21 protein-coding genes and 1 pseudogene are annotated in these 25,248 nt (G+C 68.6%); 4 read left to right on the top strand and 18 right to left on the bottom strand.

Annotation, left to right across the window (positions count from 1 at the left end; translation table 11 throughout):
- The 6 genes and pseudogenes from BQ8420_RS29925 to BQ8420_RS29900 all read right to left on the bottom strand — a co-directional run.
- Nucleotides 1-508, bottom strand: a pseudogene (locus BQ8420_RS29925) (hypothetical protein); the annotation flags it as partial.
- Between the two features lie 694 nt (nt 509-1,202).
- Entirely contained in the window at nt 1,203-3,431 is a 2,229-nt protein-coding gene (locus tag BQ8420_RS29920) for a prolyl oligopeptidase family serine peptidase (protein WP_087103663.1), read from the bottom strand.
- A gap of 192 nt (nt 3,432-3,623) precedes the next feature.
- Nucleotides 3,624-4,634 carry an amino acid ABC transporter permease gene (locus BQ8420_RS29915; RefSeq protein WP_235006564.1) on the bottom strand — a complete coding sequence of 337 codons (1,011 nt, stop codon included), beginning with the start codon at nt 4,632-4,634 and terminating at the stop codon, nt 3,624-3,626.
- Nucleotides 4,631-5,305 carry an amino acid ABC transporter permease gene (locus BQ8420_RS29910; RefSeq protein ID WP_087103661.1) on the bottom strand — a complete coding sequence of 225 codons (675 nt, stop codon included), beginning with the start codon at nt 5,303-5,305 and terminating at the stop codon, nt 4,631-4,633. Before BQ8420_RS29910 ends, BQ8420_RS29915 begins: the two co-directional genes overlap by 4 nt.
- A 79-nt stretch (nt 5,306-5,384) precedes the next feature.
- The gene (locus BQ8420_RS29905; RefSeq protein ID WP_087103659.1) at nt 5,385-6,230 is read right to left on the bottom strand and encodes a glutamate ABC transporter substrate-binding protein; all 846 of its coding nucleotides are present in this window, start codon (nt 6,228-6,230) and stop codon (nt 5,385-5,387) included.
- Between the two features lie 57 nt (nt 6,231-6,287).
- Nucleotides 6,288-7,031 carry an amino acid ABC transporter ATP-binding protein gene (locus BQ8420_RS29900; RefSeq protein ID WP_200816152.1) on the bottom strand — a complete coding sequence of 248 codons (744 nt, stop codon included), beginning with the start codon at nt 7,029-7,031 and terminating at the stop codon, nt 6,288-6,290.
- A gap of 374 nt (nt 7,032-7,405) precedes the next feature.
- Here BQ8420_RS29900 and miaB point away from each other — a divergent pair, with 374 nt between their 5' ends.
- On the top strand, nt 7,406-8,872 hold the full coding sequence (gene miaB, locus BQ8420_RS29895; RefSeq protein WP_255404918.1) for a tRNA (N6-isopentenyl adenosine(37)-C2)-methylthiotransferase MiaB: 1,467 nt from the start codon (nt 7,406-7,408) through the stop codon (nt 8,870-8,872).
- 23 nt (nt 8,873-8,895) lie between these two features.
- On the opposite strand, the gene BQ8420_RS29890 is transcribed toward miaB, so the two are convergent.
- Nucleotides 8,896-10,143: a cytochrome P450 gene (locus BQ8420_RS29890; protein ID WP_087103653.1), complete on the bottom strand. Its 1,248-nt coding sequence runs from the start codon at nt 10,141-10,143 to the stop codon at nt 8,896-8,898.
- A 19-nt stretch (nt 10,144-10,162) separates the two neighbouring features.
- On the bottom strand, nt 10,163-10,906 hold the full coding sequence (locus tag BQ8420_RS29885) for a TetR/AcrR family transcriptional regulator (RefSeq protein ID WP_160049497.1): 744 nt from the start codon (nt 10,904-10,906) through the stop codon (nt 10,163-10,165).
- 128 nt (nt 10,907-11,034) lie between these two features.
- Between BQ8420_RS29885 and BQ8420_RS29880 the strand changes: the two genes are divergently transcribed.
- Complete coding sequence (locus tag BQ8420_RS29880; protein ID WP_087103649.1) at nt 11,035-11,721, top strand: class III extradiol dioxygenase subunit B-like domain-containing protein; 687 nt, start codon at nt 11,035-11,037, stop codon at nt 11,719-11,721.
- A gap of 4 nt (nt 11,722-11,725) precedes the next feature.
- Here BQ8420_RS29880 and miaA read toward each other — a convergent pair whose 3' ends face one another.
- On the bottom strand, nt 11,726-12,727 hold the full coding sequence (miaA, locus tag BQ8420_RS29875; protein WP_087103647.1) for a tRNA (adenosine(37)-N6)-dimethylallyltransferase MiaA: 1,002 nt from the start codon (nt 12,725-12,727) through the stop codon (nt 11,726-11,728).
- 93 nt (nt 12,728-12,820) lie between these two features.
- Between miaA and dapF the strand changes: the two genes are divergently transcribed.
- Nucleotides 12,821-13,636: a diaminopimelate epimerase gene (gene dapF / locus BQ8420_RS29870; RefSeq protein ID WP_200816151.1), complete on the top strand. Its 816-nt coding sequence runs from the start codon at nt 12,821-12,823 to the stop codon at nt 13,634-13,636.
- Between the two features lie 17 nt (nt 13,637-13,653).
- Here dapF and BQ8420_RS29865 read toward each other — a convergent pair whose 3' ends face one another.
- From BQ8420_RS29865 to aceB, 9 genes are all read right to left on the bottom strand, one after another.
- Nucleotides 13,654-14,292: an ATP-binding cassette domain-containing protein gene (locus tag BQ8420_RS29865; protein WP_087103643.1), complete on the bottom strand. Its 639-nt coding sequence runs from the start codon at nt 14,290-14,292 to the stop codon at nt 13,654-13,656.
- A 23-nt stretch (nt 14,293-14,315) separates the two neighbouring features.
- Nucleotides 14,316-16,394 carry a hypothetical protein gene (locus BQ8420_RS29860; protein ID WP_087103641.1) on the bottom strand — a complete coding sequence of 693 codons (2,079 nt, stop codon included), beginning with the start codon at nt 16,392-16,394 and terminating at the stop codon, nt 14,316-14,318.
- 61 nt (nt 16,395-16,455) lie between these two features.
- On the bottom strand, nt 16,456-16,749 hold the full coding sequence (locus tag BQ8420_RS29855; protein WP_087103639.1) for a lactococcin 972 family bacteriocin: 294 nt from the start codon (nt 16,747-16,749) through the stop codon (nt 16,456-16,458).
- A 23-nt stretch (nt 16,750-16,772) separates the two neighbouring features.
- Nucleotides 16,773-17,066 (bottom strand): lactococcin 972 family bacteriocin, encoded by a 294-nt coding sequence (locus tag BQ8420_RS29850; protein WP_084392676.1) that lies wholly within the window; start codon nt 17,064-17,066, stop codon nt 16,773-16,775.
- Nucleotides 17,067-17,165: 99 nt separating this feature from the next.
- Nucleotides 17,166-17,465: a hypothetical protein gene (locus BQ8420_RS32110; RefSeq protein WP_160049495.1), complete on the bottom strand. Its 300-nt coding sequence runs from the start codon at nt 17,463-17,465 to the stop codon at nt 17,166-17,168.
- A 164-nt stretch (nt 17,466-17,629) separates the two neighbouring features.
- A complete protein-coding gene (locus BQ8420_RS29845) occupies nt 17,630-18,958 on the bottom strand; it encodes a (Fe-S)-binding protein (protein ID WP_087103636.1) in 1,329 nt (442 codons plus the stop codon).
- 30 nt (nt 18,959-18,988) lie between these two features.
- The gene (locus BQ8420_RS29840) at nt 18,989-20,170 is read right to left on the bottom strand and encodes an FAD-binding oxidoreductase (protein WP_087103634.1); all 1,182 of its coding nucleotides are present in this window, start codon (nt 20,168-20,170) and stop codon (nt 18,989-18,991) included.
- A 31-nt stretch (nt 20,171-20,201) separates the two neighbouring features.
- The gene (locus tag BQ8420_RS29835) at nt 20,202-21,692 is read right to left on the bottom strand and encodes an FAD-linked oxidase C-terminal domain-containing protein (RefSeq protein ID WP_087103631.1); all 1,491 of its coding nucleotides are present in this window, start codon (nt 21,690-21,692) and stop codon (nt 20,202-20,204) included.
- A 132-nt stretch (nt 21,693-21,824) separates the two neighbouring features.
- Nucleotides 21,825-23,429 (bottom strand): malate synthase A, encoded by a 1,605-nt coding sequence (aceB, locus tag BQ8420_RS29830; protein ID WP_087103629.1) that lies wholly within the window; start codon nt 23,427-23,429, stop codon nt 21,825-21,827.
- 359 nt (nt 23,430-23,788) lie between these two features.
- On the opposite strand from aceB, the gene hflX reads away from it, so the two are divergent.
- Complete coding sequence (hflX, locus tag BQ8420_RS29825) at nt 23,789-25,237, top strand: GTPase HflX (RefSeq protein ID WP_087103627.1); 1,449 nt, start codon at nt 23,789-23,791, stop codon at nt 25,235-25,237.
- The last annotated feature ends 11 nt before the right edge of the window (nt 25,238-25,248 follow it).

The raw sequence follows: 25,248 nt of genomic DNA, 5'->3' as shown, positions 1-25,248 counted from the left end.
CCAACCGGGCCCGAAAACCCTCCACGTCCGGGTGGTCGGCCTTGAACGCCTCATCAGCCGAGTCCAGGACCTTCGCCCACTCAGCGGTGGCTTTTTCGGTGGAGGTCGCGATCGCACACGCCTCACCCAACGACAGGACATCACCCTGGAACGCTTCGTCCACCAGGGGGAGTTGCTGGTGGTGCAGGGCACGGGCCAGGGTGGCGAGGTTGCCGGCCTGGGCGGGGGTGGTGCCCCACTTGTGGGTGATCCACGCTTTGAGGGTGTTCTGGCCGCCTTTTTCCAACACGGCCCCGGAGGCTTCCATGGTGGCCAGAGCGGGGAGCATCCCGTAGTAGATGCGATCCATTTCCCCGTTGATCCGCCCGCACTGTTCGAGCGCCTCGTCCTCGGCCCCGATCGGGATATCCCGGCCGGCGAATCCTACCGCCATCTCCCGCGCATGGGCCATCGCCTGATCGACCGGGGTGCTCCCGGTCGAGGGCGGTGCGCTGGGAGGAAAGATCATACTCTGATTATATGCCAATGACCAGGAGAATGGCAGTCCTACTCCCGGGTATATTACTTTCTTTTCTCGGGGCGTCGGCGTGCCTATCATGGAATGGCACCTCTTTCAGGTTATCCACAACCCCTTTTCCCGCCATTCCCCCCACCGGGGCCGGCTACCGCTGGGACGCGCCCCGCCCCGAGCCGGGCCTGTAGCGGGCCCTTCGTTGCCCGACCTGTCACGTGGTGGCGACGCGGCCCACGAGGACGCCAGGCGGTTGGGTAGGGATTCGGCCGGCTGCGGCCGGACTGGGCGGAGCCCGGCGGCCCGTCAGGGCCCGGGCCGAAGGCCCGGAAGGGCTTTTGGGGCCCTGACCCCACTCCCCGCTTCCCCGATAGCCGCCAACTGCCGTCGTAGCGAAGCGGGTCAAGGTGGAGCGCTCTCTCGGCGAAGCCGCCCCAGCGACGACCTTGACGCGCGTAGCGGAGACGGCCACAATCACGCGGCGGGGAAGGGGGAGACCACCGCAACCCCGCCAGACCACCAGCAGGACCCCCACCTCAGGCGCCCCACCACAGACCTACGAGACGCCCGACAACCCCAAGGATCCCCACTTCAGGCGGCCCACCAGAGCCCGGCACCCCGGCACCCCGGCACCCGGCCGGCATCCGATACCCGGAACTCCCAGAGCACCCCGGCACCCACCCAAGGCCCTCTACTCGTCCTTGGTGACAGGCTCTCCGGTTCCCGCGGTGACGCCCGCCGCCGGGGTGACGTCCGGGAGCTGCTCGGCGACCGGGATGTCGTCCTCGGACACCTCGTGCGGGTCGGTGCCGGACTCGCCGTCCGTGCCCGAACCGTCCGTGCCCGAACCGTCCGTGCCCGAACCCTTCGTCCTCGTCCCTGTCCCCGTACCTGTTCCGGTCTCCGTCTCACCGGAGGCCGTATCGGGCCCCGGGGTCAACTCGGGTCGGGGCTCGGGCGGGGTGGTGCTCAGCTCCAGGGTCGGCACGTCCGGTTCGAACCCGAACACCTTCCCGTAGAAGGCCAACTCCGACTCCAAGGAACGCACGCGGGCCTCTTCGGTCTGGAATCCGTGCGACTCGCCCTCGAACTCCAGCAGGGCGTACTGCACGCCGCGCTCGCCCAAGGCCGTGGCCATGGAGAAGGCCTGGTCCGGGGTGACCACCGGGTCGTCCATGCCTTGGAGCAGCAGCACGGGCACGTCGATCTCGGCGATCCGGTTGACGGGGGACCGCTCCTTGTAGGTCTCGATGAAACCGGGGAGCGGGCCGAGCAGGGTGTCCAGGAAACGGGACTCGAAGTCGTGGGTGGTCTCGGCGAGGCCGAGCAGGTCGGCGACGCCGAAGTAGGACACCCCACAGGCGAAGGTGTCACCGGTCAGGGCCAGCAGAGAGGTGAAGCCCCCGGCACTGGCGCCGCGGATCGCGAGGCGTTCGGGGTCGGCGATACCGCGGTCGACGAGGGCGCGGGCGACCGCGGCGCAGTCCTCCACGTCCACCACGCCCCACTCCTTGTGCAGGCGCTTGCGGTAGGACCGTCCGTAGCCGGTGGACCCTCCGTAGTCGACGTCCACCACACCGATGCCGCGGCTGGTGAAGTAGGCCTTGCTCAGGTCCAGTTCCTGACGGGAGTGGCCCACCGGGCCGCCGTGTGCCCACACCACGTACGGCGCGGGCGCGTTCCCGTCCTGCTCGGGGTGGGTCGGCGGGTACACGTTGGCGTGCACCGTGGCCCCGTAACGGCCGGGCAGTTGTTCCCGGCGGGGGGTGGGCAGGTACGCGGCGTCGGGGGCCTGCTGCGTGGACCGGCGCAGGATCTCGACACTGCGTCGTGCCGGGTCCAGGCGCACCACGCAGGGCGCGGTGTCGGGGGAGGCGGCCACCGCCACCACGTTGAGTCCGTCGGAGTCGACCTGCGACCAAGAGGTGAGGTCGGTGGGGACGTCGTCCAGGTCCAGGGTGTCGGGGTCGTACAGGGCGGGCCGCAGCGCGGTGTCGCCGTGCAGCGCCATTACCTTGCCGTTCTCCAGCACGCAGAAGGAACGGTTGCCGAGACGGCCCGGAGCCTCGTGGAACTCCTCCTCGGCCGGGTAGAGCGCGAGCGCCTGCCCCTTGAGCCCGGCGTGGTACAGGTTCCAAAAGCCCGGCCAGTCCGAGGCCAGGTACAGGGTGCTGTCGTCGATCCAGGTGGGGGAGAGTACGGACTCGTCGACCCCGCCCTTGAGCGTGTACTCGCCGGTCAGGCCGGTCTCGGTGAGCTCGCCCACGCGCAGTTCGGTGCCGTCCCAGGGCATCCGCGGATGGTTCCAGCGGACGTAGGCCAGGTGGCGCCCGTCCGGGGACGGGGCGGGGGAGGCGTAGAAGCGTGCCCCGGTGACCAGCTCGCGGATGGCGGCCGGGTCCTCGGCGCCACGGCCGGAGAGCGGCACGGACACGATGGAGCGGCTCACGTCCTCGCCGGTGTGGTCCTCGCGCACGCACAGGACCTGCTTGCCGTCCGGGCTCAGAACCGGGTCGGCGTAGCGCAGTCCCGCCTTGCGAACGGGCTCGGGGGTGAGGGGAACGGGCTCCTTGGCGCCTCGCTCCAGGAGGAAGAGCCGCTGGGTGTCATGGTCGGCGAACACCACGCCCACCCGGGGGATGGCCTTGTCGTCGCGGCGGGGGACGGGCAGGTAGGAGCGACCTCCGTACTCGTGCACCCGGGTCCCCACGTTCCAGGGCGCGGGAAGCAGGTCGTGCACGGTCCCGTCCGAGTCCCGCCGTACCAGGGTCGTACGGCCGTTCTCGGCCGGTCGGTACTCCTGCCACCAGACCTCGTCGCCCCGAACGGAGGGAAACGCGGGCAGCAGCGTTCCTCGGGCGACGTCTCCGGCGCTGATGGGCGATGGCCAACGGCCATGAGGGCTCGACAGTTCAGACATGTCCCGCTCAGGATGGGTCGTGGGTGATGAGATGACATGTCGACCTTAGTGCTCCACGGGGTTGCTGTGCAGCCCTGACCGGTACCCGGAAGGACAAACGGTATCGACTTCACACCGGACGGCGACGGCCCCGCCGATCGCACCAGGGGTGTGTTCGACGGGGCCGTGACGTGACCGTGGGATCCGCTCGGATCAGCCCTTGGCGGGGCCGTCCTCGCCTCGCGGTTCCTCGTCGGAACCCGTGGTGTCGGGTTCGGTGCCCTTCACCGCGACGGGAGCGCCTCCTGCCGCGGTGGGCTTCGCGGAGGGCCTGCCGCGCCGGGCGTTGCGACGCTCCAACCAGATCGCGAGCCGGCTCAGGGCCAGGTTGATCACGATGTAGATGACGGCACAGACGATCGCGGCCGGGATGACGTTGCTCTCCCGGGTCGCCAGCAGGGTGAAGCTGCGCAGCAGTTCCGGGAAGGCGATGATGTAGCCGAGAGCGGAGTCCTTCAACAGGACCACCAGCTGTGCCACGATCGCGGGCATCATCGCCGTGACGGCCTGCGGGACCAGGATCGTCCACATCGTCTGGGTCCGGCTCATACCGATGGACTCGGCGGCCTCGCTCTGCCCCTTGGGCACGGCGAGGATGCCCGCGCGGAAGACCTCGGCCAGCACCGACCCGTTGTACAGGGTCAGGCCGGTGACGACCGCGACCAGCGCGGTCACCTGGAAGGTACCGGTCGGGATGTTGAAGACCTGCCAGGCGACGATGGGCAGCGCCATGGTGAAGAAGATCAGCATCAGCAGCGGGATGCCACGGAAGAATTCCACGATGGCCCCGGAGGGGACGCGGATCCACCAGTGCTTCGACAGACGGCCGATACCGAAGACCAGGCCGAACACGATCGCCAGCACCGAGGCGGTCAGCGCCGCGGTCAGCGTGTTCTGCAGACCGGGGATGACGTATCCGGTCCAGGTCTCGGGCCGCAGGAACGGCGCCCACATGTCTGCGGCCCACTGGCCCGCCGGGTTCACCGCCCAGGTCTCGGCGGTGAACAGGCCCGATTCCCGATCGCTCAGGGTCCGGTTGAACCCCAGGTACAGGATGGCCAGGCCGATCAGCGCCAGGAAGACGGTGAAGACCGTGTACAAGGCGTTGCGCTTCCGGGCGCGGGGCCCGGGAACGTCGAAGAGAACGGAGTGCTGGGCGCTCATCGGACCACCGCCACGCGCTTGGACAGCCAGCCGAAGAAGTAACCCATCGGCAGGGTCAGGATCAGGAACCCGATCGCGAATCCGACGAAGGTCGGCAGGACCGGGGCGATGCCCTGGTCGAACATGAGCTTCATCTCCCGGGACGCCTCTTGGACGCCCAACCCGGCGACGGAGGCGACGGTGGTGTTCTTGGTGAGCGCGATGAGCACACTGCCCAGCGGACCCACGACGGTGCGCAGCGCCTGAGGTACGACGATCAAGCGCAGGTTCTGGGTGAAGGTCAGACCCAGGGATCGGGCCGCCTCGACCTGGCCGAGGGGGATGGTGTTGATACCGGAGCGCAGGGTCTCGGACACGAAGCAGGAGGTGTAGGCGGAAAGGCCGATCACCGCCCACCAGAACACGTCGAGGGCCACGCTGTCGGCCAGGCTCACCCCCAGGGCGCTGTTGAGGCCCAGGCCGCAGAACAGCAGCACGAGGGTCAGCGGCGTGCTCCGGATGCCTTCGATGTAGGCGGTGGACAGCCCGCGCAGCAGCGGAACGGGGGAGACCCGCATCGCGGTGAGCAGGATGCCCAGGATGAATGAGAAGAAGGCACTGAGCAGGGTGAGCCTGACGGTCCATGAGAAACCGTCGACGACCCTGTCGATATTGCTGAGGAAGGCTTCCATGGGTCCCAGCCGGTCAAGGGTCGGAAGGTGGGGCCGAGTGGTGCGGGCCCCACCTTCCGAACGAGGTCAGATGACGGTTTTAGGCGCAGGTGTCGAGCTCGGGAACTTCTTCCTCGAAGGCGAAGTCCGTCGCACCGAAGGCGTTCTCCAGGTACTCGGTGGCCGCACCGTCGTCCCACATCTTGGTGATGGCCGCGTTGATCTCCTCGCAGCGCTCGGTGGAACCGGCGGGGAGGCCGACGCCGTACTTCTCCTCACCGAACGCGTTGTTGACCATGCGGAAGTCGTCGGGGTTCTGGGCGGCGAAGCCCGCGAGGATGGTGTTGTCGGTGGTCACCGCGTCGACGGTGCCGTTGCCGAGCAGCTCCAGGCACTCGGAGTAGTTGCCGGCCTCGCGCAGCTCGGCGCCGATCTCCATGTCGTCGGTGATGTTGTGCGCCGAACGGGAACCGGAGGCGGAGCACAGCACGTTGCCGTCGAGGTCCTCGGGGCCGCTGATGTCGGAGTTGTCGGCCTGGGTCAGGATGTCCTGCTGGGCGACGTAGTAGGGGCCGGCGAAGTCGACGACCTGGCGACGCTCGTCGGTGATCGAGTAGGTCGCGATGATCATGTCCACGGTGCCCTGCTGGAGGAAGGACTCGCGGTTGGCGGAGGCGGCTTCGGTCCACTCGATCTGGTCGGCGGAGTAGCCGAGCTCCTCGGCGATGTAGGTGGCGACGTCGACGTCGAAGCCGACGGGGGTGCCGCCCTCGTCGAGGCCGAGGCCGGGCTGGTCGTACTTGACACCGATGGTGATGGTGTCGCCATCACCGTTGCCACCATCTTCGCCTCCGGTGTCACCGACATCGGCGGTGCCACAGGCGGTCAGGGCCAGTGCGAGGACGGCGGCGCCGCCCAGAACGGTGTTGATACGACGGGCTCGCATGTGGGGTACCTCTTCCTTGAGCGTGCGAAGCTTGAGCGTGCGATGAACGCGGAAAACCTAGTGGGTCAGGATCTTGGACAGGAAGTCCTTGGCCCGCTCCGACCGAGGGGTCGTGAAGAATTCGTCGGGGGTGTTCTCCTCGACGATCTGTCCGTCGGCCATGAAGACGACCCGGTTGGCCGCGCGACGGGCGAACCCCATCTCGTGGGTGACCACGACCATGGTCATGCCCTCGTTCGCGAGGTCGGTCATGACGTCGAGGACCTCCTGGACCATTTCCGGGTCCAGCGCGGAGGTCGGCTCGTCGAAGAGGAGCACCTTGGGGTTCATCGCCAGGGCTCGGGCGATGGCCACGCGCTGTTGCTGACCGCCGGAGAGCTGAGCGGGGTACTTGTTCGCCTGGTTGCCGATCTGCACACGGTCGAGCAGTTCCATGCCGCGGGCCTCGGCCTGCGCCTTGGTCTGCTTGAGCACCTTCATGGGACCCAGCGTCACGTTCTGCAGCACGGTCTTGTGCGCGAACAGGTTGAAGGACTGGAACACCATGCCGACGTCGCTGCGCAGCTTGGCCAGGCCGCGGCCCTCCGCGGGCAGCGGTTGTCCGTCGAGTGAGATGGTGCCGGAGTCGACGGTCTCGAGGCGGTTGATCGTGCGGCACAGCGTCGACTTACCGGACCCGGACGGGCCGATGACGACTACCACCTCGCCGGAGTTGACCGTCATATCGATGTCGCGGAGCACGTGCAGGTCGCCGAAGTGCTTGTTGACGTTCTCCAGCACGACGAGAGGTGTTGAGGTCATGGTCGGAACCTAATAGGTCCATGTTGCCGTGTCATCACGAAAACGCCGCCTGGCCTCGCTGGTAGCTGACTTGTTACGGCGTGATTCGCGAAATTGTTACCTGAAGACACACATATGTGCGCCCTCGTCGCAACGAGTGGCGGTTCCGTTCTCCAGAGTCTCATCCGTGACTCCCTGTGATCTCGTCGGGTCCCCTCCGTGCGGAAGACGCTTCGGGAGATACCCAGGTCAGCGTCGGACACCCTTGCCGTTGGGGGTTTTCGTGCCCATCCGCCGGCCGATATCGGCCACCCATCGTGTCCGTTGTCGCCTTGGACGGTGTCCCGTCCGGGAGCGGATAGCCTTGAACGGTGAGCCAGAGTCGTACCTACCAAGTGCGGACCTACGGCTGCCAGATGAACGTCCACGACTCCGAGCGCCTCTCCGGTCTGCTGGAGGACGCTGGGTACGATCGCGCAGCCGAGGACACCACCGCGGACATCGTCGTCTTCAACACCTGTGCGGTCCGAGAGAACGCGGACAATCGCCTCTACGGAAACCTGGGGCATCTGCGTCCGGTCAAGGACGCCCATCCCGGCATGCAGATCGCCGTGGGCGGTTGCCTGGCCCAGAAGGACCGCGGCGAGATCGTGCGCCGCGCCCCCTGGGTGGACGTGGTGTTCGGAACGCACAACATCGGATCCCTGCCGACCCTGCTGGAGCGTTCGCGTGTCCAGCGGGAGGCACAGGTCGAGATCGCCGAGTCGCTGGAGCACTTCCCGTCCACGCTGCCCAGCCGCCGTGAGTCCGCGTACGCCGCCTGGGTGTCGATCTCGGTGGGTTGCAACAACACCTGCACCTTCTGCATCGTGCCCGCGCTGCGCGGCAAGGAGAAGGACCGCCGTCCCGGTGACGTGCTGGCCGAGGTGCGGGCGCTGGTCGAGGAGGGCGTCACCGAGGTGACCCTCTTGGGGCAGAACGTCAACGCCTACGGCAGCGAGTTCGGTGACCGCCAGGCCTTCTCCAAACTGCTGCGCGCCTGCGGTGAGATCGAGGGGCTGGAGCGGGTCCGCTTCACCTCCCCGCACCCGCGCGACTTCACCGACGACGTCATCGAGGCCATGGCCGAGACGCACAACGTCATGCCCCAGCTGCACATGCCGTTGCAGTCGGGGTCGAGCAAGGTCCTCAAGGCCATGCGCCGCTCCTACCGCCAGGAGCGCTTCCTGGGAATCGTGGACAAGGTGCGCGCCGCCATGCCGGAGGCCGCCCTGACCACCGACATCATCGTGGGCTTCCCCGGCGAGACCGAGGAGGACTTCGAGGAGACCCTGCACGTGGTCCGCGAGTCCCGTTTCGCGATGGCGTTCACCTTCCAGTACTCCAAGCGCCCCGGGACCCCCGCCGCCACCATGGACGACCAGGTGCCGCCGGAGGTCGTCAAGGAGCGCTACCAGCGCCTGGTGGACCTGCAGGACCGGATCTCCTGGGAGGAGAACCAGAAGCTGATCGGCCGCGAGGTCGAGCTCATGGTGGCCGAGGGCGAGGGCAAGAAGGACGGCGAGCAACGCCGTCTGTCCGGCCGCGCCTCCGACAACCGTCTGGTGCACTTCCGCCTGGGCGACAGCGAGGAGCCCCGCCCCGGAGACATGGTCACCGTCGAGGTGACCTACGCGGCCCCGCACCACCTGGTCGCCGACTCCGGGGTCCGGAAGCTGCGTCGGACCCGCGCGGGCGACGCCTGGGACGCGCGCCAGGGCAAGCCGGTCCAGGTGACCAGGCCCGACGTGATGCTGGGCATGCCGAAGATCGGGGTCCCCGACGAACAGCCGGCCCCCGCGGGCGGCTGCTGCGACGTCTGACCCCGATCTCCGATCGTCCCACGTCAGAGCCGTACGTACAGGTCCTCGAAGCGGTTGAAGGCGATGTTGGGCTGCCGGGACGCGGGCCTGTTCGGATCCAGGGACAGGCCCGGGAAGGCCGACGGCAACGACCCGAAGGCCACCTGACCCTCCACGCGGGCCAGGGCGGCGCCCAGGCAGTAGTGCATGCCGTGACCGAACGCCAGATGGGCCTCACCGGGAGCGCCTTGGTGCCGGGTGAGGTCGAGTCGGTCGGGTTCGGGGTGCACGTTCGGGTCGCGGTTGGCACCGGCGATCATCGCGATGGCCGCTTCGCCACGTCGGACCGTGCCGGTGTTCAGCTCCACGTCCTCGCTCGCGTAGCGCATCCGGGTCTGGAACACCGGGCCGCACCAGCGCAGCAGCTCGTGGACGGCCGCGGGCAGCAGTTCCGGGTCGTCCTTGAGCAGGGCCAGCTGGTCGGGGTGGGTGAGCAGAGCGTGGGTGCCGTTGCCGATGAGGTTGGCCGTGGTCTCGTGTCCGGCGATGATGAGCGAGAGGATCATGGTGATCAACTCGTCCTCGGACATGCGTTCGCCGTTGTCGTCGGTGACCCGGACCAGGTCGGTCAGCAGGTCGTCGTGCTCGTGTTCCCGGTGGTCCGCGATGAGACGCCGGGAGGCCTCCACCAGCTCTCTGAGGGTGGCGCTGAGCCGTTCCGGGGCGCCGAGGTCGAACGAGGTCAGGGCGTGGCTCCATGCCTGCCAGCGCGGGCGCTCGTCCTCGGGTACCCCCACCAGGTCGCAGATGACGGCGATGGGCAACGGGTAGGCGAAGTGCCGGAGCAGGTCGACCGATCCGTCCTCGACGTGGTCGGGCAGTTCGGCCAGGAGACGATCGGCGATGGCCTGGATACCGGGGCGCATCGCCTGGACCCGGCGGACGGTGAAGGTGCGCGAGACCAGTTTGCGCAGGCGCACGTGGTCGATCCCGTCCTTGTCCAGCACACCCTCGGTGGCGTAGACGATCAGGTCGGGTTCGATCCCCAGATTGCGCAGGAGTTCGGGGCGGGACAGCGTGGTGGTCTCCCCCTCCAGGTTCGCGGTGTTCACGACGAAGCGCTTGTCGCCGAGGATGGTGCGCGCGTCGGTGTCGTCGACGAACAATCGGGCGGGCGCCCCGCCGAAGGACGCGATGGCCGAACCGCCGGCCTCGCGCAGGCGTTCCAGAAAGCCGAGCGGATCGGCGGTGGCCTCGGGTGAGGTCAGGTCGGGAAACGTCGGAGTGCTCATGTCCCCTCCAAAGGGGAGGTCAGCCGGTGGGCGGGAGATACTCCGGCAGGACGTCCCGGGCCGTGGCCATCAGGGCGTCGAACAGCGGGAGGATCTCGTCTCTGGCCGCGAGCAGGGCCTCAGGGCTCGCGGGTGCCTCCAGGGCGCGGTGCACGGTTTCGGCGAGGATGTCCGCCCGTGTCGCGAAGTCCGGAACCGGATAGGACTGCAGTTCCAGGAGCGGTCGTGTGGCGAGTGAACCCAGCACGCTCGAAACGAACACGTAGTTCTGCTGCTCGGCCGTGCGCTCGTCACGCAGCAGGCCGTGGCTCCGCAGCAGTTCGGTGTAGGAGAGCATCACCCGCGCCCGGCCCTTGATCAGGTCGCCGCGTTCCTCGCTGACGGCGGTGATCATCGAGCCGAGAGTGGTGGTGTCGCTGGTGAGCAGCGCCCGGAGAATCGGCCACCGCTCTTGGGCGAGGTGGACCTCGCGGGCGATCGAACTGGGCAGGATCGCCGCCGGGTCCTCCCGGAAACGTTCGATCAGGTGCGTGCCGACCTCGATCTGGATCCGGACCAGCACCGTGCTGAACAGCGCTTCCTTGGTGGGGAAGTGCAGGTACACGGTGCCCTTGCCGACGTCGGCCCGACGCGCCACGTCCTCCATCGTGATCTTGGTGTATCCCCAGGCGACGAGGAGTTCCCCGGCCACGTCCAGGATGCGTGCCGCGCGCCGAGCGCGTTCGGCCTCCCGAGTCGTCCTGGGGCCGCTTCTCGTCGTCACGGTGATACCTCTTCGTCGGCTTCTGATGACTTCATGACCAGGTTTCTAAATCGGTCACGAAGTCAACGATAGGTCGGCCGGGCGACCCGCACAAGGGGTGTCGGTGATTCGGGGATAGCCTCACTCATGTGTTGATCGCCGCCGCCGTGTGTCCCCACCCGCCCGTGCTGTTCCCCGAGGTCGCCCAGGGCGCCGCCGCCGAACTCGCCTCGTTGCGGGCCGCCTGTGACCGGGCCGCCACCGCGCTCGCGCGTTGCGAGGCCGACCGGTTGTACGTGGTGGGACGCGGCCCCGTCGAACGGGAGTACGGGCCTGAGACTGGTGGGGACCTGCGTTCCTACGGCGTCGACGTACGCGTGGGGCCCGCCCCCGGGATCCTGGATCTGGCAGCGACCACCGGCCGGTGGCTGGCCGAACGCGGCGGCCTCACTCCGGACGGCTACCTGGAACTGCCGTCGGACGTCGCCCCCGCCCGCGCCGCCGAACGGGGCGCGGCGTTGGCCGACTCCGCCGCGCGGGTGGCTCTGCTGGTGATGGGGGACGGAAGCGCACGCCGCACCGAGAGCTCACCCGGCTACGTGGACGCGCGCGCGATCCCCTACGACGACGCCGTCGCCGAAGCCCTGGCCAAGGCCGACACCGCCCACATCGAGGAACTCGACCCCGATACCGCCCGCGCGCTCATGGTCGCGGGCCGCCCCGCCTGGCAGGCCCTGGCGGGCGCCGCGGGAGGGCACCCCTTCAACGGGGAGACGTTGTACTACGAAGCGCCCTACGGCGTCGGCTACCACGTGGCCCACTGGACCCGCACCTGACCGACTATGTGTCGTGGCCTTGGGGGAAGGGCACCATGGTGGCGACGTCCACCAGGCCTTCGCCCGGGTCCTCGCTACGGCCCGTCAGCGCCGCCTCGATCAGGGCCATCGACCGTTCCACCAGGGTGGGGGAGTCGTAGGGCAGCCAGTGTACGCGCGGGTCGCGGCGGAACCAGGACTCCTGTTTGCGGGCGAACCGGCGGGTGGCCTGGGCGGTGCTCTCCATGGCCTCGATTTCGGTGATCTCCCCGTCCAGCTGGGCCAGTGCCTGGGCGTACCCCAGCGCCTTTGCGGCGGTGCGGCCCTCGCGCAGACCCTGCTTGTCCAGCCGGCGGACCTCCTCCACCAGTCCCTGTCCCCACATGCGTTCCACGCGCAGGTCGATGCGTTCGTCCAGTTCGGGGCGCGGAGCGGTCAGCCCCAGCTGCACGCACGGGTAGTAGGACGTGTGGTCGGGCAGATTGGCGGTGAACGGCTTGCCGGTGAGTTCGATGACCTCCAGCGCGCGGACGATCCGCCGTCCGTTGCCGGGCAGGATGGTACGGGCCGCCTCGGGGTCGGCCTCGGCCAGACGGGCGTGCAGCAGTCCCGGACCCACGTCGGCCAGTTCCGACTCCAGACGCGCGCGCACCCGCGGGTCGGTGCCCGGGAAATCCATGTGGTCCAGCACCGCCCGGACGTACAGCCCGGAACCGCCCACCAGCACGGGGATGACGTCCCGGTCGGCGCAGTCCTCCACCCGTTCACGGGCCATGGCCTGGTAACTGGCCACGTCGGCGGGTTCGTGCACCTCCCACACGTCCAACAGGTGGTGCGGGACACCACGACGTTCGGCCTCGGGGAGTTTGGCGGTACCGACGTCCATGCCCTCGTACAGCTGCATGGAGTCGGCGTTGATCACCTCACCCCGGCGGCCGGTGCTCTCCTCCAGCCGCTCCGCCAGGTCCACGGCCAGGTCCGATTTGCCCACAGCGGTCGGGCCCACGACCGCGATCACCTTGATCATTCCTCCAGCGTAACCACGCCGGGCACGCCCCGTGACCATGAACGGGACTTCGGCGGTCCGGTCGTGTCGACACACGCCCCTAGGATGGTCCGCATGCGATTCGCCAAGGGCCACGGAACAGAGAACGACTTCGTGATCCTCCCCGACCCCGACGGGGAGCTTCGACTCACGGAGGAGGACGTCCGGCTGCTGTGCGATCGCAGAGCGGGCATCGGCGCCGACGGCGTCCTTCGGGTGATCCGCACGCGGGAACTCGGCGAGGCCCTCGCCCCGGCGGCGCGCACCGCCGAACGCGCCGAGTGGTTCATGGACTACCGCAACGGTGACGGCAGCATCGCCGAGATGTGCGGCAACGGGGTGCGCGTCTTCGCCCGTTATCTGCTGCACGCCGGGCTGGTGGACGCCGACCGGTTCGAGGTCGGCACCCGCGATGGTGCCAAGGAGGTCACCATCGAGGATGACGGTGACGTCACCATAGACATGGGCCGGGTGGAGATGCAGGGCACCTCCTCGGCCAAGCTCGCCCGCCAGGTCGTCCACGGTGAGCAGATCTCCGTGGGCAACCCGCACCTGGCATGCCGGGTCGAGCTCCCGGTCGCCGACGTCGACCTGAGCCTGCCCCCCGAATTGGACGCGGAGGCCTTCCCCAAGGGCGCCAACGTCGAGGTGTACAACGAGGTCGCCCCCGGGGTACTGGACATGCGCGTGTACGAGCGGGGCTCCGGTGAGACCCGCTCCTGCGGCACCGGCATCGTCGCGGCCGCCGCCGCGGCCACCCCCGTGGGCGAGAGCGCGACCTGGAAGGTGCGCGTACTCGGCGGCGAGTGCACCGTCCAGATGGACGCCTCCGGCGCCCGTCTCACCGGTCCCGCCGTCATCATCGCCGAGGGTGAGACCTCCCTGATCTGACGGGGCCGCACACCGGGTCAGCGCGCAGCGAGCTCCTTTTGGGATGCGACGTCGAAGACCGTGTCACAGGCGTCGCGCACGGAGTCGTTGTGCGTGGCGATGACCACCGCGCAGCCTTTACGGCTCATCCTGCGCAGCACGTCCACGACCATTGCCCCGTTGTCGCGGTCCAGAGCTCCGGTGGGCTCGTCAGCCAGGACCAGAGACGGCCTCTTGACCATGAGCCGGCCCAGGGCCACGCGCTGCTGCTCGCCGCCGGACAGGTGGTGGACCTTCTCCTTCTCCCGCCCGGCCAGGCCGACCCTCTCCAGAGCGGTCGCGTGGTCGGGGCGGGTGCCGCGACGGCGGGCCACGTCCAGGTTGGCCTTCACGGTGGCGTTCTCGATCAGCGCGTAGTTCTGGAAGAGGTAGCCCAGGTGGTCGCGGCGGAACCGGCGCTGTTTCCCCGGGCCCAATCGGGTGACGTCGGTGCCCTCGAACAGGATCCGCCCGCCGGTCGGTTTCTCCAGCAGGCCCATGCAGTTGAGCAGGGTGGTCTTGCCCGATCCGCTGGCGCCGACCAAGGCGAGCATGCGGCCGGGTTCGACGGCCAGATCCAGGTCGTCCCACAGGACGCGGTTACCGAAGGACTTGCTGAGGTTCTTCAGGGTGATCACGGTGTTCCTCGGTTCTTCGGTGGTCAGGCCTGGGAGGCGCCTTCGCGGACGATCTTTCGGTGGAAGAGGGCCAGTGCGGCGATGGTGATCACCATGCTCACCAACACGATGCCCAGCGCGTAGAACGGCTCGGCCCCGCTGGGTCCCATACCTCCTGGGCCTCCGTACATGGCGTCGGAAGCCATAGCCAGCTTGCGGAGTGTGTCCCACGTCGCCCAGCCCAGAAAGGCCACGGCGAGGCCGCCCTCTACCAGGAGCAGGCGCCGGTGGGTGGCGGCGAAGGTCCAGCCGCTGATGTGCCGGGCGAAGATCTCCTGGGCCCGGGTACGCACGTGGACGATGCACGCGGCCATGGCGGTGAGCAGCAGCACGGCGCCCGCTCCGAGCAGGTTGAACGTCTCACTGCGCAGGACGTTCAATGAGTAGTGGTGGTCCTTCAGCGCGCTGACGGTGAGGGTCTCCACTATCGAGAGGTACCGTGACGCCTCCGGGCTCTCTTCACGGAAGTCCTCGACCACCGAGGGATCGGGAAAGGCCGTCGAGCGGCCGGTCAGGTAGTTGACGTAGTCGTCGTCGGACAAGATCGCGCCGTTCGGCAGCGCGATGACGACCGGGTCGTGCACCAGGGGCAGGAAGTGCTGGGGATCGCTCATGCCCTTGGCCGCGTAGGTGAACAGTGTCTGGTCGTCGGCCGCCACCAGCGCCTCCACCTCCGGCGCCTGTTCTCCTCGGCCGTTGATCGTGAGCCAGCCGTTGGCCACGCCGTCGACGAGCTCGTCGGTGAGCTCCCGGGCGTTATCCGGCACGATGATCCGAACGGTGTCCCCGGAGCCGTGGCGCTCACCGGAGGGGGAAAGCACCTCTTCTTCGGCGAGGTAGGTGTCGTTCACCACGAGGACCGGGCGAACCGTCGAGGGGGTGGTCCACGGCTGCGCCTGGTCGACGGGAAGGAACTCGTCGATGTTGCCGTGGATGGTCAGGACCATGTCACCCGCGACATCGGCTTCTCGCAGCCACGGCCCCAGGGCCTCGTCCACGGCCTCCGAGTCCGCCCACCCATAGTTGGCCGAGAGGGAGGGGAAGGACGTGTCGCCGCGGTCCTCCAGGAGTGCCAGCCCGGCGCGCTGGTCACGGACGTCCTGGGCGGCACTGAGGACTCCGCCGAGGATGATCAGGGTCAGTACCAGTACGGGGACCCTGACCAGGTAGACCGCCGCGGTGGTGCTGCCCACGGGGAGGCGTCCCTTGAGCGCCGGCAGGATGCCCGTGGTGTGGACCAGACCCAGGACCGCCGCGTGCACGAGCAGGCAGGGGACCGCCAGTAGGGCCAGGAACACCACGGCCAGTAGGGAGTAAAGGCCGATTTGGTTCCACCCGTTGTATACCCCGAGGAACGCCAGCGTCGCGGCCGCCACCGATGGCAGGGCGATCGCGGACAGAAGGAGGACCTTCCTGAGGTCTCCGCCGAGGATGTCGAGGTAGGAGCGTCCCTGGAGGCGCATGACACCGTAGTCGCGGGCGGAGAGAAGGACTCCGGCCCCGGTCGCGGCCGCCGACCCCAGGAGGGCGACCGCCAGGAGGTTGAACAGGTGCCCGCCGGTGAAGTAGTGCCACATCTGGGTGACCTGGGTGCCGGCCGCCTCATGGAGGCCGTGTTCGGACAGGGCTGCGCGCAGTGCCGCTTCCGCCTCGGTGTCACCGAAGATCAGGTATATGCCGTTCGGCCCCACCTCACCGAAGTCCGTGATGGGGTGGGTCGTGACGGTGAGGTCCCGGCCGAAGGCGGGGTAGCCGTCCTCCAACCACTGCTGGTGGCGGGACTCGGAGTTCGCGACGGCGAGGTAGAGGTGGACCACCGAGGACGGTTCATTGACGTCGGTGATGACGTAGCCGATAGAGGTGTCCTGGTCGTCGGCGACCTGTTGTACCGCGGCAGCCACTTCGTCGTTGTCGTGGGTCCCGTCGCTCTGGGAGATCCACACCAGTTGGGAGTCCTCCAGCACGTAGATCGTGCGTTCGGCCGTCGTGGCCAGGAGGAACGCGATAACCGTGGCGAACACGGCACAGGCCACGTAGGCGAAGGCGAGGGTTCTGTTGGGCACGAATTCGTCCTGTCAGGAACCCGCCGGTGCCGTGGCACCGGCGGGCTTGTTCGTCGGGGGATCAGCAGGTGCGTCGGTAGGCCTGGTTGTTGCCGATGGCGCGATCGGCGGTGGCCCGCGCCCAGTACCCCGCGGCGATGTTGGCGGTGCGCACGGTGGTCTTCCCCACCGCGGTGGCGCCGTGACACGCACTGGGGTGGAAGTAGTGCGAGTAACTGGTACCGGCACCCGGAATTCCGGTGACGCCGCGGTTCCAGGTTTCGTTCGGAGGTGCGGCGTGCGCGGCCGAGGCGGCACCGGCGGCGATGCCGAGAGCCAGGGCCGTGGTCACGAGAGCGCGCTTGGTGAGTTTCATGGGGGATTGCTCCTGTTTCGTCATCAGCAGCTGTTGCGCCAGTACGTCTGGTTGTTCGTCCACGACTTCTGGACACTCGCTCGTGCCCAGGAGCCGGCGCTGGTGTTCGGCGAGCGAACGGTGCTGGTCCCCACAGCGGTGGAGCCGTGGCACCTGCTGTTGTGGAGATAGTTCGAGTAGACGCGTTCAGCGACGATGCCGCGGTCCCAGGTTCCACCGCCCACGTTCGAGACGACCGCGGAGGCGGCTCCGGCCGTTCCGACGCTGATGCCCGCAGCAACCAGAACGGTCACAAGTACTTTCTTGCTTCTGTTCATGCTTCCTTCCCGGGGGATTCCTGACAACGTTTCTCTGTTGTCCGAGGAAGAACTTATGGCAGGTCCGCTTTTCTGTCCAGGTCGATCTCGAATGCGGAATCAGGCTGCGGTTTTTCGGTGTTTTTGCAGGTTGTTGCGATGGTGGTCGGTCGTTTTCTCGGCGTGGTGGGAATCCTCTTGTCTCGGGTGGTTCTGACCTTCGTGTTCTTCTTGTTTTCCCATGTCGGGGTGGAGGGGTGGTTCGGATCGCTTGTAGGAGGTGAGTAAGTGCGCACTTCGGGCATTCTTGCTGGTTAGCCGCTTGTGTCTTCCGTCGTGGTCGAATTCGGCCGGTTGCCATGCGCGGCTTCTGGGGAACTCTGGGTGTCCGGATGTGGCCATGGCGGTGGTGCGGGCCACAGGGGAACGGTGTGACCTGCAATTTCGCGTTCGCCGGCGATCTCCATGGTGGCGCGTTGTCGCCGGCCGGGTCTGATCAATGGGTAGGGTATGTTTCCGGAGGCATGGAAAAAGCGGCGACAGGCGCTCTATTTGCCTTTATCGCCGCTCTCTTTTGGAAAGTCTCACACCTTTCCGAGGACTTGTTCCACGGTCAGGCCGCGCAGGGACGCGTCGAGCAGACGGGCGGTGTGGGTCACCGTCACCGACGTGCCGGCGCGTTCCATCGCCGAGGCGATCTGGAGCGAACAACCCGGGTTGCCCGACACCAGTACCCCGACCCCGGTCGCGGCCACGTCCTGCCCCTTGCGGTCACCGAGTTCGGCGGCGGCCTCGGGCTTGAACAGGTTGTACACCCCCGCCGAACCACAACAGATCTCCTTGTTGGGCAGGTCGGACACCTCCAACCCGGGGATCTGCGTGAGCAGTTCGCGGGGCTGGCTTGTCACGCCCTGGCCGTGGGACAGGTGACAGGCGTCGTGGTAGGCCACGCGCAGCGGTAGCGGGTGGCGTTCGGCGCGCGGTCCCAGCTCCACGAGGAACTCGGTCAGGTCCACCACCTTGGCCGACACCTTCCGGGCGCGCTCCACCCAGGCATCGCTCTCCTCGGCCTCGGCCATGGTGCGGTCGAAGCGCTTCATGCTGGATCCGCATCCGGCGGAGTTCACCACGATTCGCTCCACCTGGCCGGCTTCGAACACCTCCACGAACCGCTTGGCGAACTCCACCGCCTCCCGGAGACGACCCGCGTGGCCCGACAGCGCGCCACAGCACCCCTGGGCGCGCGGGATCACCACATCGCAGCCCTCCATGGCCAGCACCCGTGCGGTCGCCGTGTTCACCTCGGGGAAGAACGCCCCCTGCACACAGCCCACCAGCATGCCCACCCGGGCACGCCGGGCACCGACCGCCGGCACCAGTTCGGGCAGCGGCGGTGGCGGAGAGGACAACGGCGGCGCGATGCGCTCCATGGTGGCCAGGGTGGGGGAGAGGCGGTCCAACAACCCGGAGCGTCGTACCAGTGAGGAGACCCCGCCGGACTGGTAGGCGCGCAACGGTCCGCGCAGGGCCCGCAGCCGATTGCGGTACGGGAAGAGCGAGAACACCGCCGCGCGCAACGCCCGTTCACCGCGGGGCCGTTCGTGTTCGGTCTCCACCCGGTGGCGGGTGTGCTCCAACAGGGCGTCGTAGGCCACCCCCGACGGGCAGGAGGACACACACGCCAGACAGCCCAGACAGTTGTCGAAGTGGCCCACCGCCGTCTCGGTGAGCACGTCCTCCTCATGCATCTGCGACATCAGATGGATGCGCCCGCGCGGGGAGTCCATCTCCTGACCCCACAGCACGTTGGTGGGGCAGGTCGGCAGGCAGAAACCGCAGTGCACGCAGTCGTTCAGCAGGTCGCCGAAGAGCCGCTCGGGTCCGGGTGCCGGCTCGGTGGGTCGTTCGGTCACGGGATCCTCCCAGGGGGCGCGGTGGACGATTCAGATTCCGCCCGCGAAGCGGCCGGGCGACAGACGGTGGTCGGGATCGAAGGAGTCCTTGACGGCCCGCATCAGCGACAGCCCGGGCACCTCGCCCCAGGAGTCGACTCCGGCCTCGCGTACGTGCGGTTCGGCGCGCAGCAGGACCGCGGTCCGGTCGGGTACGCGGCGGATCGCGGCCAACCGCTTCTCCACGACGTCGGCGGGGGTGCCCGGGGCGAACGCCAGGTACAGGGTCCCCGCGGGCACCGACCCGTACCGTCGGACGTCGGCGTCCAGGTCGCAGGCCAGGCCCGGTAGCTCGGCCGGAGGCGCCAGGACCCGTGCCAGGGTCCCCTCGGTGGGCAGGAGGCCCCAGTCCTCGGGGAGCTCCTCGGCGACCTCCGCCCCCTCCTCGCCCAAGGCCCGGAGGGTTTCCTCGACCCGGGGGACCAGACCCTCGGCGGTCCCCTCCAACACCACGCACAACCGGTCCCGGTCGAGTTCCACCGCGGCGGGCACCACCGTGGTGGCCCTCAGGTCCGCCAGGGCCCGCTCGGTACCCTCCCGCGACCGCAGAGGCACGCTCACCACCCGAACGGCCGGCGGTAGCGGGTGCAGCCGGAACGCCGCCGAGGCGATCACCCCGAGCGTGCCGTACCCGCCGGTGTGCAGCTTGGCCAGGTCGTACCCGGCCACGTTCTTGACCACGCGACCACCGCTGCGCGCCACCACCCCGTCGGCGCGCACCAAGGTCATCCCGATCACCAGGTCCCGCAACCCTCCGGCGAGCAACCTGCGGGGCCCGCTCACTCCGGTCGCCAGTGCCCCGCCCACGGTTCCGCCGACGCGCAACGGATCGTAGGAAAGGCGTTGCCCGGCGTCGGCCAGGGTCCGTCGGAGTTCGGCCAGCGGTGTGCCCGCACCGACCTCGACGACCAGATCACCGGCGTTGTGGTCGATCCAGGACAGCGCGGAGGTGTCCACCATCAGATCCAGGGAGCGGGGCGGCGAACCCCAGTCCAGGGCGGTGCCGCCCCCGCGCGGGGTCACCGTGGCCCCGGTGGCGCGGGCGGCGGTCAGCAACCGCCCGAGCGCCTTGGTGTCCTTCGGGCGGGCCACACGGCCGGGCACGACCCCGCACACCGCGTCCGCCTCGGTCCCCTTCCGCAGGGTGACGCCCTCGACGTCCAGGTCCTTCACGCTGGGTCTTCCCGCCTCTCGCCGTTCGGGGTCAGAACTGCTCGGCCTGACCGGACTCCACCAAGGGGTGTACCCCGGTGCGCACCCCGGGCCGCTCACCGCACAGACGTGGGGTGGGCAACAGCTTGTCCGGGTTGGCGATCCCGGCGGGGTCGAACGCCCGCCGGAACAGGTCGAAGGTGGCCAGGTCGTCGTCGGAGTACATGCGCGGCATCTTGCACGCCTTGTCCACACCCACCCCGTGTTCGCCGGTGATGGAACCCCCGTGTTCCACGCACAGGTCGAGGATGGCCCCCGACACCTCCTCGGCGCGCTCTCCCGCGCCGGGTTCGGCGTCGTCGAACAGCACCAGCGGGTGCAGGTTGCCGTCACCGGCGTGGAAGACGTTGGCCACCCGGATGCCGCTCTCGGCGGACAACGCGGCGATGCGGCCCAACACCTCGCCCAGCGCCGTGCGCGGCACCACCCCGTCCTGCACGATGTAGGCCGGGCTGATCCGGCCCACCGCCGCGAAGGCGGACTTGCGGCCCTTCCAGATCAGTGCCCGCTCCTCCGCGCCGCTGGCGGTACGGGTCTCGAAGGAACCGCTGGCGGCGCACAGTTCGGTGACCCGCTCCACTTGGGCGTCGACCTCCGAGGTCGGCCCGTCCAGCTCCACCACCAGCACCGCGGCCGCACCCGCCGGGTAGTCGCAGGCCACCGCCGCCTCCGCGGCCTCGATGGCCAGCGCGTCCATCATCTCGATCGCCGACGGAAGCACCCCGGCGGCGATGATCGCGCCCACGGCCTCGCCGCCGGCGTCCATGGACGTGAACGCGGACAGCAGGGTGACGGTCTTCTGCGGCGAGCGGGTCAGGGAGACGGTGACGCGGGTGGCCACGCCCAGGGTGCCCTCGGAGCCGATGAACGCGCCGATGAGGTCGTAGCCGTGGGCGCCGGTCGCCTTACCGCCCAGTTCCACGACCTCGCCGGACGGGGTGACGATCTCCAGGCCGCGCACGTGCCCGGAGGTGAACCCGTACTTGAGGCAGTGCGCCCCGCCGGAGTTCTCCGCGACGTTGCCGCCGACCGAACAGACCTGCTGGCTGGAGGGGTCGGGCGCGTAGTAGTAGCCGTGGGGCGCGGCGGCGCGGGTGATGTCGAGGTTGGCCACGCCGGGCTCGACCACGGCGCACTCGTTCTCCAGGTCGATCTCGACGACGCGACGCATGCGCGAGGTGACGAGGAGGACCCCCTCCGCGTGGGGGAGCGCTCCCGCCGACAGACCGGTGCCGGCGCCGCGGGGCACGTAGGGGACACCGTGTTCGGCGCACAGGGAGAGCACGGCGGCGACCTGCGCGGTGGTGGTGGGCAGGGCGACCACGCCCGGGGTGGCGCGGTGGTAGGTGAGGCCGTCGCTCTCGTAGACGCGGCGTCGGGAGAGGTCGGTGAGGACGCCGTCCTCACCGCAGATCTCGCGCAGTCGGGGGACCAGGGCGGTCAGCGCCGCCGGGATGTTCGTCTGGTGTGCGGACGTGGCCATGGGCGTCTCCCCTGGTGCGGTCGGAAGGACTGCGACCTCGCAGAGGGACCGTACGACCGCACCCCTTGCCGAGACAAGGGGTGCGGTGGAAACAATCTTCCGTTTTATGAAATCGCTCGACCCGGCGGGGTCCTACGGCATGCGCTCGTAGGCGGGCAGGGTCAGGAAGTCGACGTACTCGTCGTCCAGGGCGACCTCGGTGAACAGCTCCTTGGCCTGCTCGAACAGGCCATCGTCGTAGCCGGCGCCCAGGGACTCCCGGATGGTGACGAGCTCCTCGGCGATGATCTGCTTGACGAGCTCGGCGGTGACCTTGGGGCCGTCATCGAGGGTGACGTCGTTGTGCAGCCACTGCCAGATCTGCGAACGGGAGATCTCGGCGGTGGCGGCGTCCTCCATGAGGTTGTGGATGGCCACCGCGCCGTTACCGCCCATCCAGGCGGCCAGGTACTGCAGGGCGACGTTGATGTTGGCGCGCAGACCGGCCTTGGTGACGCCACCGGGGGTCTGGTCGACGGCGAGCAGGTCGGCCGCGGTCACCTCGACGTCGGGACGCTGCTTGTCGATCTGGTTGGGCTTGTCGCCCAGGACGTCGTCGAAGATCTCGCGGCAGATCGGGACCAGGTCGGGGTGGGCGACCCAGGAGCCGTCGAAGCCGTCGCCGGACTCGCGGGACTTGTCGTCACGGACCTTGGCGAAGGCGTTCTTGTTGACCTCTTCGTCCTTACGGGACGGGATGAACGCGGCCATGCCGCCGATGGCGTGGGCGCCACGCTTGTGGCAGGTCTTGACCAGAAGCTCGGTGTAGGCGCGCATCATCGGGGCGGTCATGGTGACGGCGTTGCGCTCGGGCAGCAGGAACCTGCGGCCACGGGTGCGGTGGGTCTTGATGATGCTGAACAGGTAGTCCCAGCGGCCGGCGTTGAGGCCGGCGGAGTGCTCACGCAGCTCGTAGAGGATCTCGTCCATCTCGAACGCGGCCGGGATGGTCTCGATCAGGCAGGTGGCGCGGATGGTGCCGCGCGGGATCCCCAGACGCTCCTGGGCCAGGACGAAGATGTCGTTCCACAGACGGGCCTCAAGGTGGCTCTGCATCTTCGGCAGGTAGAAGTACGGGCCCTTGCCCTTGGCGATCTGGCGCTGGGCGCTGTGGAAGAAGTACAGCGCGAAGTCGACGATGCCGCCGCTGGCGCGCTGGCCGTCGACGAGGATGTGCTTCTCGTCCAGGTGCCAGCCGCGGGGGCGCACGACGATGGTGGCCAGCTCGGCGTCCTCCTTCAGGGCGTAGGTCTTGCCCTGGGGAGAGGTGAAGTCGATCTCGCGGTCCAGGGCGTCGCGCAGGTTGAGCTGCCCCTGGATCATGTTCTCCCACAGCGGGGTGTTGGCGTCTTCGAGGTCGGCCAGCCACACCTTCGCACCGGAGTTGAGCGCGTTGATGGTCATCTTGCGGTCGGTCGGACCGGTGATCTCCACGCGGCGGTCGGCGATGCCGGGGGCGGCCGGCGCGACCTTCCAGCTGTCGTCCTCACGGATGTGCTTGGTCTCGGGGAGGAAGTCGAGGTCCTCCCCGGCCGCGACCCGCGCTTCGAGGGTCTTGCGCGCGGCCAGGAGGTCCTGGCGGCGGGACTCGAAGGTGCGGTGCAGCTCGGCGACGAGCGCGAGGGCGTCGTCGGTGAGGATCTCGTCGAACCGGTCGTTGAGGGGTCCCGTGATCTCGACCCCGTGCGTGGCGCCCATGGAAAACCTTCCGCAATACGAAATAAGCTTCTGGTATGTGGAAGTGAAACTACTATCTCGATGTCAAGCGGTCAACGTCACTCGCGACATCGATGGCGGGTGAAGTTTCCGCCTGGAGAAGCTTCGCGAAACTTCTTCGGCAAATATGCCGTTTCTTCGGCATCGTCCGCGCTTTCGAAGGCTACACGGCGGCCGTGTCCTGGTGGCTTGTGTCACACCTCCTGCGATAATTCACGTGCCTTCACTCGACCCGAGATGCCACCATCGATCCAAGGGCGCGATCCGCGGACACACGCCCCGCCCCCAGGGCGAAACGGGAAGAATCCCGGCGGTGTCCGCGTTGATCCTGCTGGAGGGATATGAATACTGCTGACTTCCACGGAAACGACCGGATCGGCCCCGATGCCGAGGACGCGTTCCGTGAGGTCTCGCCCGATCAGGGCGAGATGGAACTGGCCGCGCGCCACGCATTGCGTCGCGTCCAGGGGCTGTCCACAGAACTCACCGACGTCACCGAGGTCGAGAACCGGGCCCTGCGCCTGGAGCGCGTGGTCCTGATCGGCGTGTGGACCCGCGGGACCCAGGCCGACGCCGACAACTCGCTCGCCGAACTCGCCGCTCTCTCCGAGACCGCGGGCGCCCTGGTCCTGGAAGGCATCACCCAGCGCCGATCCAAGCCGGACCCGGCCACCTACATCGGCAAGGGCAAGGCCGCCGAGCTCCGCGACATCGTCGAGGCCACCGGCGCAGACACCGTCATCACCGACGGTGAGCTCACCCCCGGTCAGCTGATCCAGCTGGAAGACGTCGTCAAGGTCAAGGTGATCGACCGCACCGCACTGATCCTGGACATCTTCGCCCAGCACGCGAGCAGCAGCGAGGGCAAGGCCCAGGTCGAACTCGCCCAGCTCAACTACCTGCTGCCGCGACTGCGCGGATGGGGTCACTCCCTGTCCCGTCAGGCCGGTGGCGCCGGTGGTGGCGGCAACGGCGGCGTGGGTCTGCGCGGTCCCGGTGAGACCAAGATCGAGACCGACCGTCGTCGGATCCACGACAGGGTCGCCAAGCTGCGCCGACAGTTGGTCCACATGCGCACCGCGCGCGACGTCAAGCGCGACGTCCGGCGTACCCGACAGGTGCCCTCGGTCGCCTTGGCCGGGTACACCAACGCGGGCAAGTCCAGCCTGCTCAACCGGCTGACCGGAGCCGGGGTGCTGGTGGAGAACGCGCTGTTCGCCACCCTGGATCCGACGGTCCGTCAGGCTCGCACGCCCGACGGCCGCGGCTTCACGCTCAGCGACACGGTCGGTTTCGTCCGCCACCTGCCGCACCAGTTGGTGGAGGCCTTCCGCTCCACCCTGGAGGAGGTCGCCGACTCCGACCTGATCCTGCACGTGGTCGACGGTTCACACCCCGACCCCGAGGCACAGATCGGCGCCGTGCGCGAGGTCCTCGCCGAGATCGAGGCCGGTGACGTCCGCGAGCTCATCGTGCTCAACAAGGTCGACGCCGCCGACCCCGACATGGTCAAGACCCTGCGCACGCGTTACCCCGACATGGTCGAGGTCTCCGCGCGCACCGGCGAGGGCGTTCCGGGCCTGGTGAGGGCCCTGGCCGACGCGCTGCCCGAGATCGCCCAAGAGGTGCGCGCACTCGTCCCGTACTCGCGGGGCGACCTCATCGCCCGGGCCCACGACGAGGGCCGCGTGGTCAGTGAGGAGCACACCGCGGACGGCACCGAGCTGCACGCGTTCGTGCCCGCTCCGCTGGCCGCCAAGTTCGAGGAGAACACGCTGAGCATGGTCTGACAGGCCCCGGG

This window comes from Nocardiopsis sp. JB363 (assembly GCF_900143625.1).
Classification (GTDB): Bacteria; Actinomycetota; Actinomycetes; order Streptosporangiales; family Streptosporangiaceae; genus Nocardiopsis.
Note: the sequence above shows the minus strand (reverse complement) of the source record. Positions and strands in the feature narration are given on the sequence as shown.

What these genes read in the sequence shown, in the direction of transcription:
- BQ8420_RS29920 (WP_087103663.1), bottom strand. Translation starts at nt 3,431, where the DNA reads ATGTCTGAACTGTCGAGCCCTCATGGCCGTTGGCCATCGCCCATCAGC.
- BQ8420_RS29915 (WP_235006564.1), bottom strand. Translation starts at nt 4,634, where the DNA reads ATGAGCGCCCAGCACTCCGTTCTCTTCGACGTTCCCGGGCCCCGCGCC.
- BQ8420_RS29910 (WP_087103661.1), bottom strand. Translation starts at nt 5,305, where the DNA reads ATGGAAGCCTTCCTCAGCAATATCGACAGGGTCGTCGACGGTTTCTCA.
- BQ8420_RS29905 (WP_087103659.1), bottom strand. Translation starts at nt 6,230, where the DNA reads ATGCGAGCCCGTCGTATCAACACCGTTCTGGGCGGCGCCGCCGTCCTC.
- BQ8420_RS29900 (WP_200816152.1), bottom strand. Translation starts at nt 7,031, where the DNA reads ATGACCTCAACACCTCTCGTCGTGCTGGAGAACGTCAACAAGCACTTC.
- BQ8420_RS29890 (WP_087103653.1), bottom strand. Translation starts at nt 10,143, where the DNA reads ATGAGCACTCCGACGTTTCCCGACCTGACCTCACCCGAGGCCACCGCC.
- miaA (WP_087103647.1), bottom strand. Translation starts at nt 12,727, where the DNA reads ATGATCAAGGTGATCGCGGTCGTGGGCCCGACCGCTGTGGGCAAATCG.
- dapF (WP_200816151.1), top strand. Translation starts at nt 12,821, where the DNA reads ATGCGATTCGCCAAGGGCCACGGAACAGAGAACGACTTCGTGATCCTC.
- BQ8420_RS29855 (WP_087103639.1), bottom strand. Translation starts at nt 16,749, where the DNA reads ATGAAACTCACCAAGCGCGCTCTCGTGACCACGGCCCTGGCTCTCGGC.
- BQ8420_RS29850 (WP_084392676.1), bottom strand. Translation starts at nt 17,066, where the DNA reads ATGAACAGAAGCAAGAAAGTACTTGTGACCGTTCTGGTTGCTGCGGGC.
- BQ8420_RS29835 (WP_087103631.1), bottom strand. Translation starts at nt 21,692, where the DNA reads ATGGCCACGTCCGCACACCAGACGAACATCCCGGCGGCGCTGACCGCC.
- aceB (WP_087103629.1), bottom strand. Translation starts at nt 23,429, where the DNA reads ATGGGCGCCACGCACGGGGTCGAGATCACGGGACCCCTCAACGACCGG.
- hflX (WP_087103627.1), top strand. Translation starts at nt 23,789, where the DNA reads ATGAATACTGCTGACTTCCACGGAAACGACCGGATCGGCCCCGATGCC.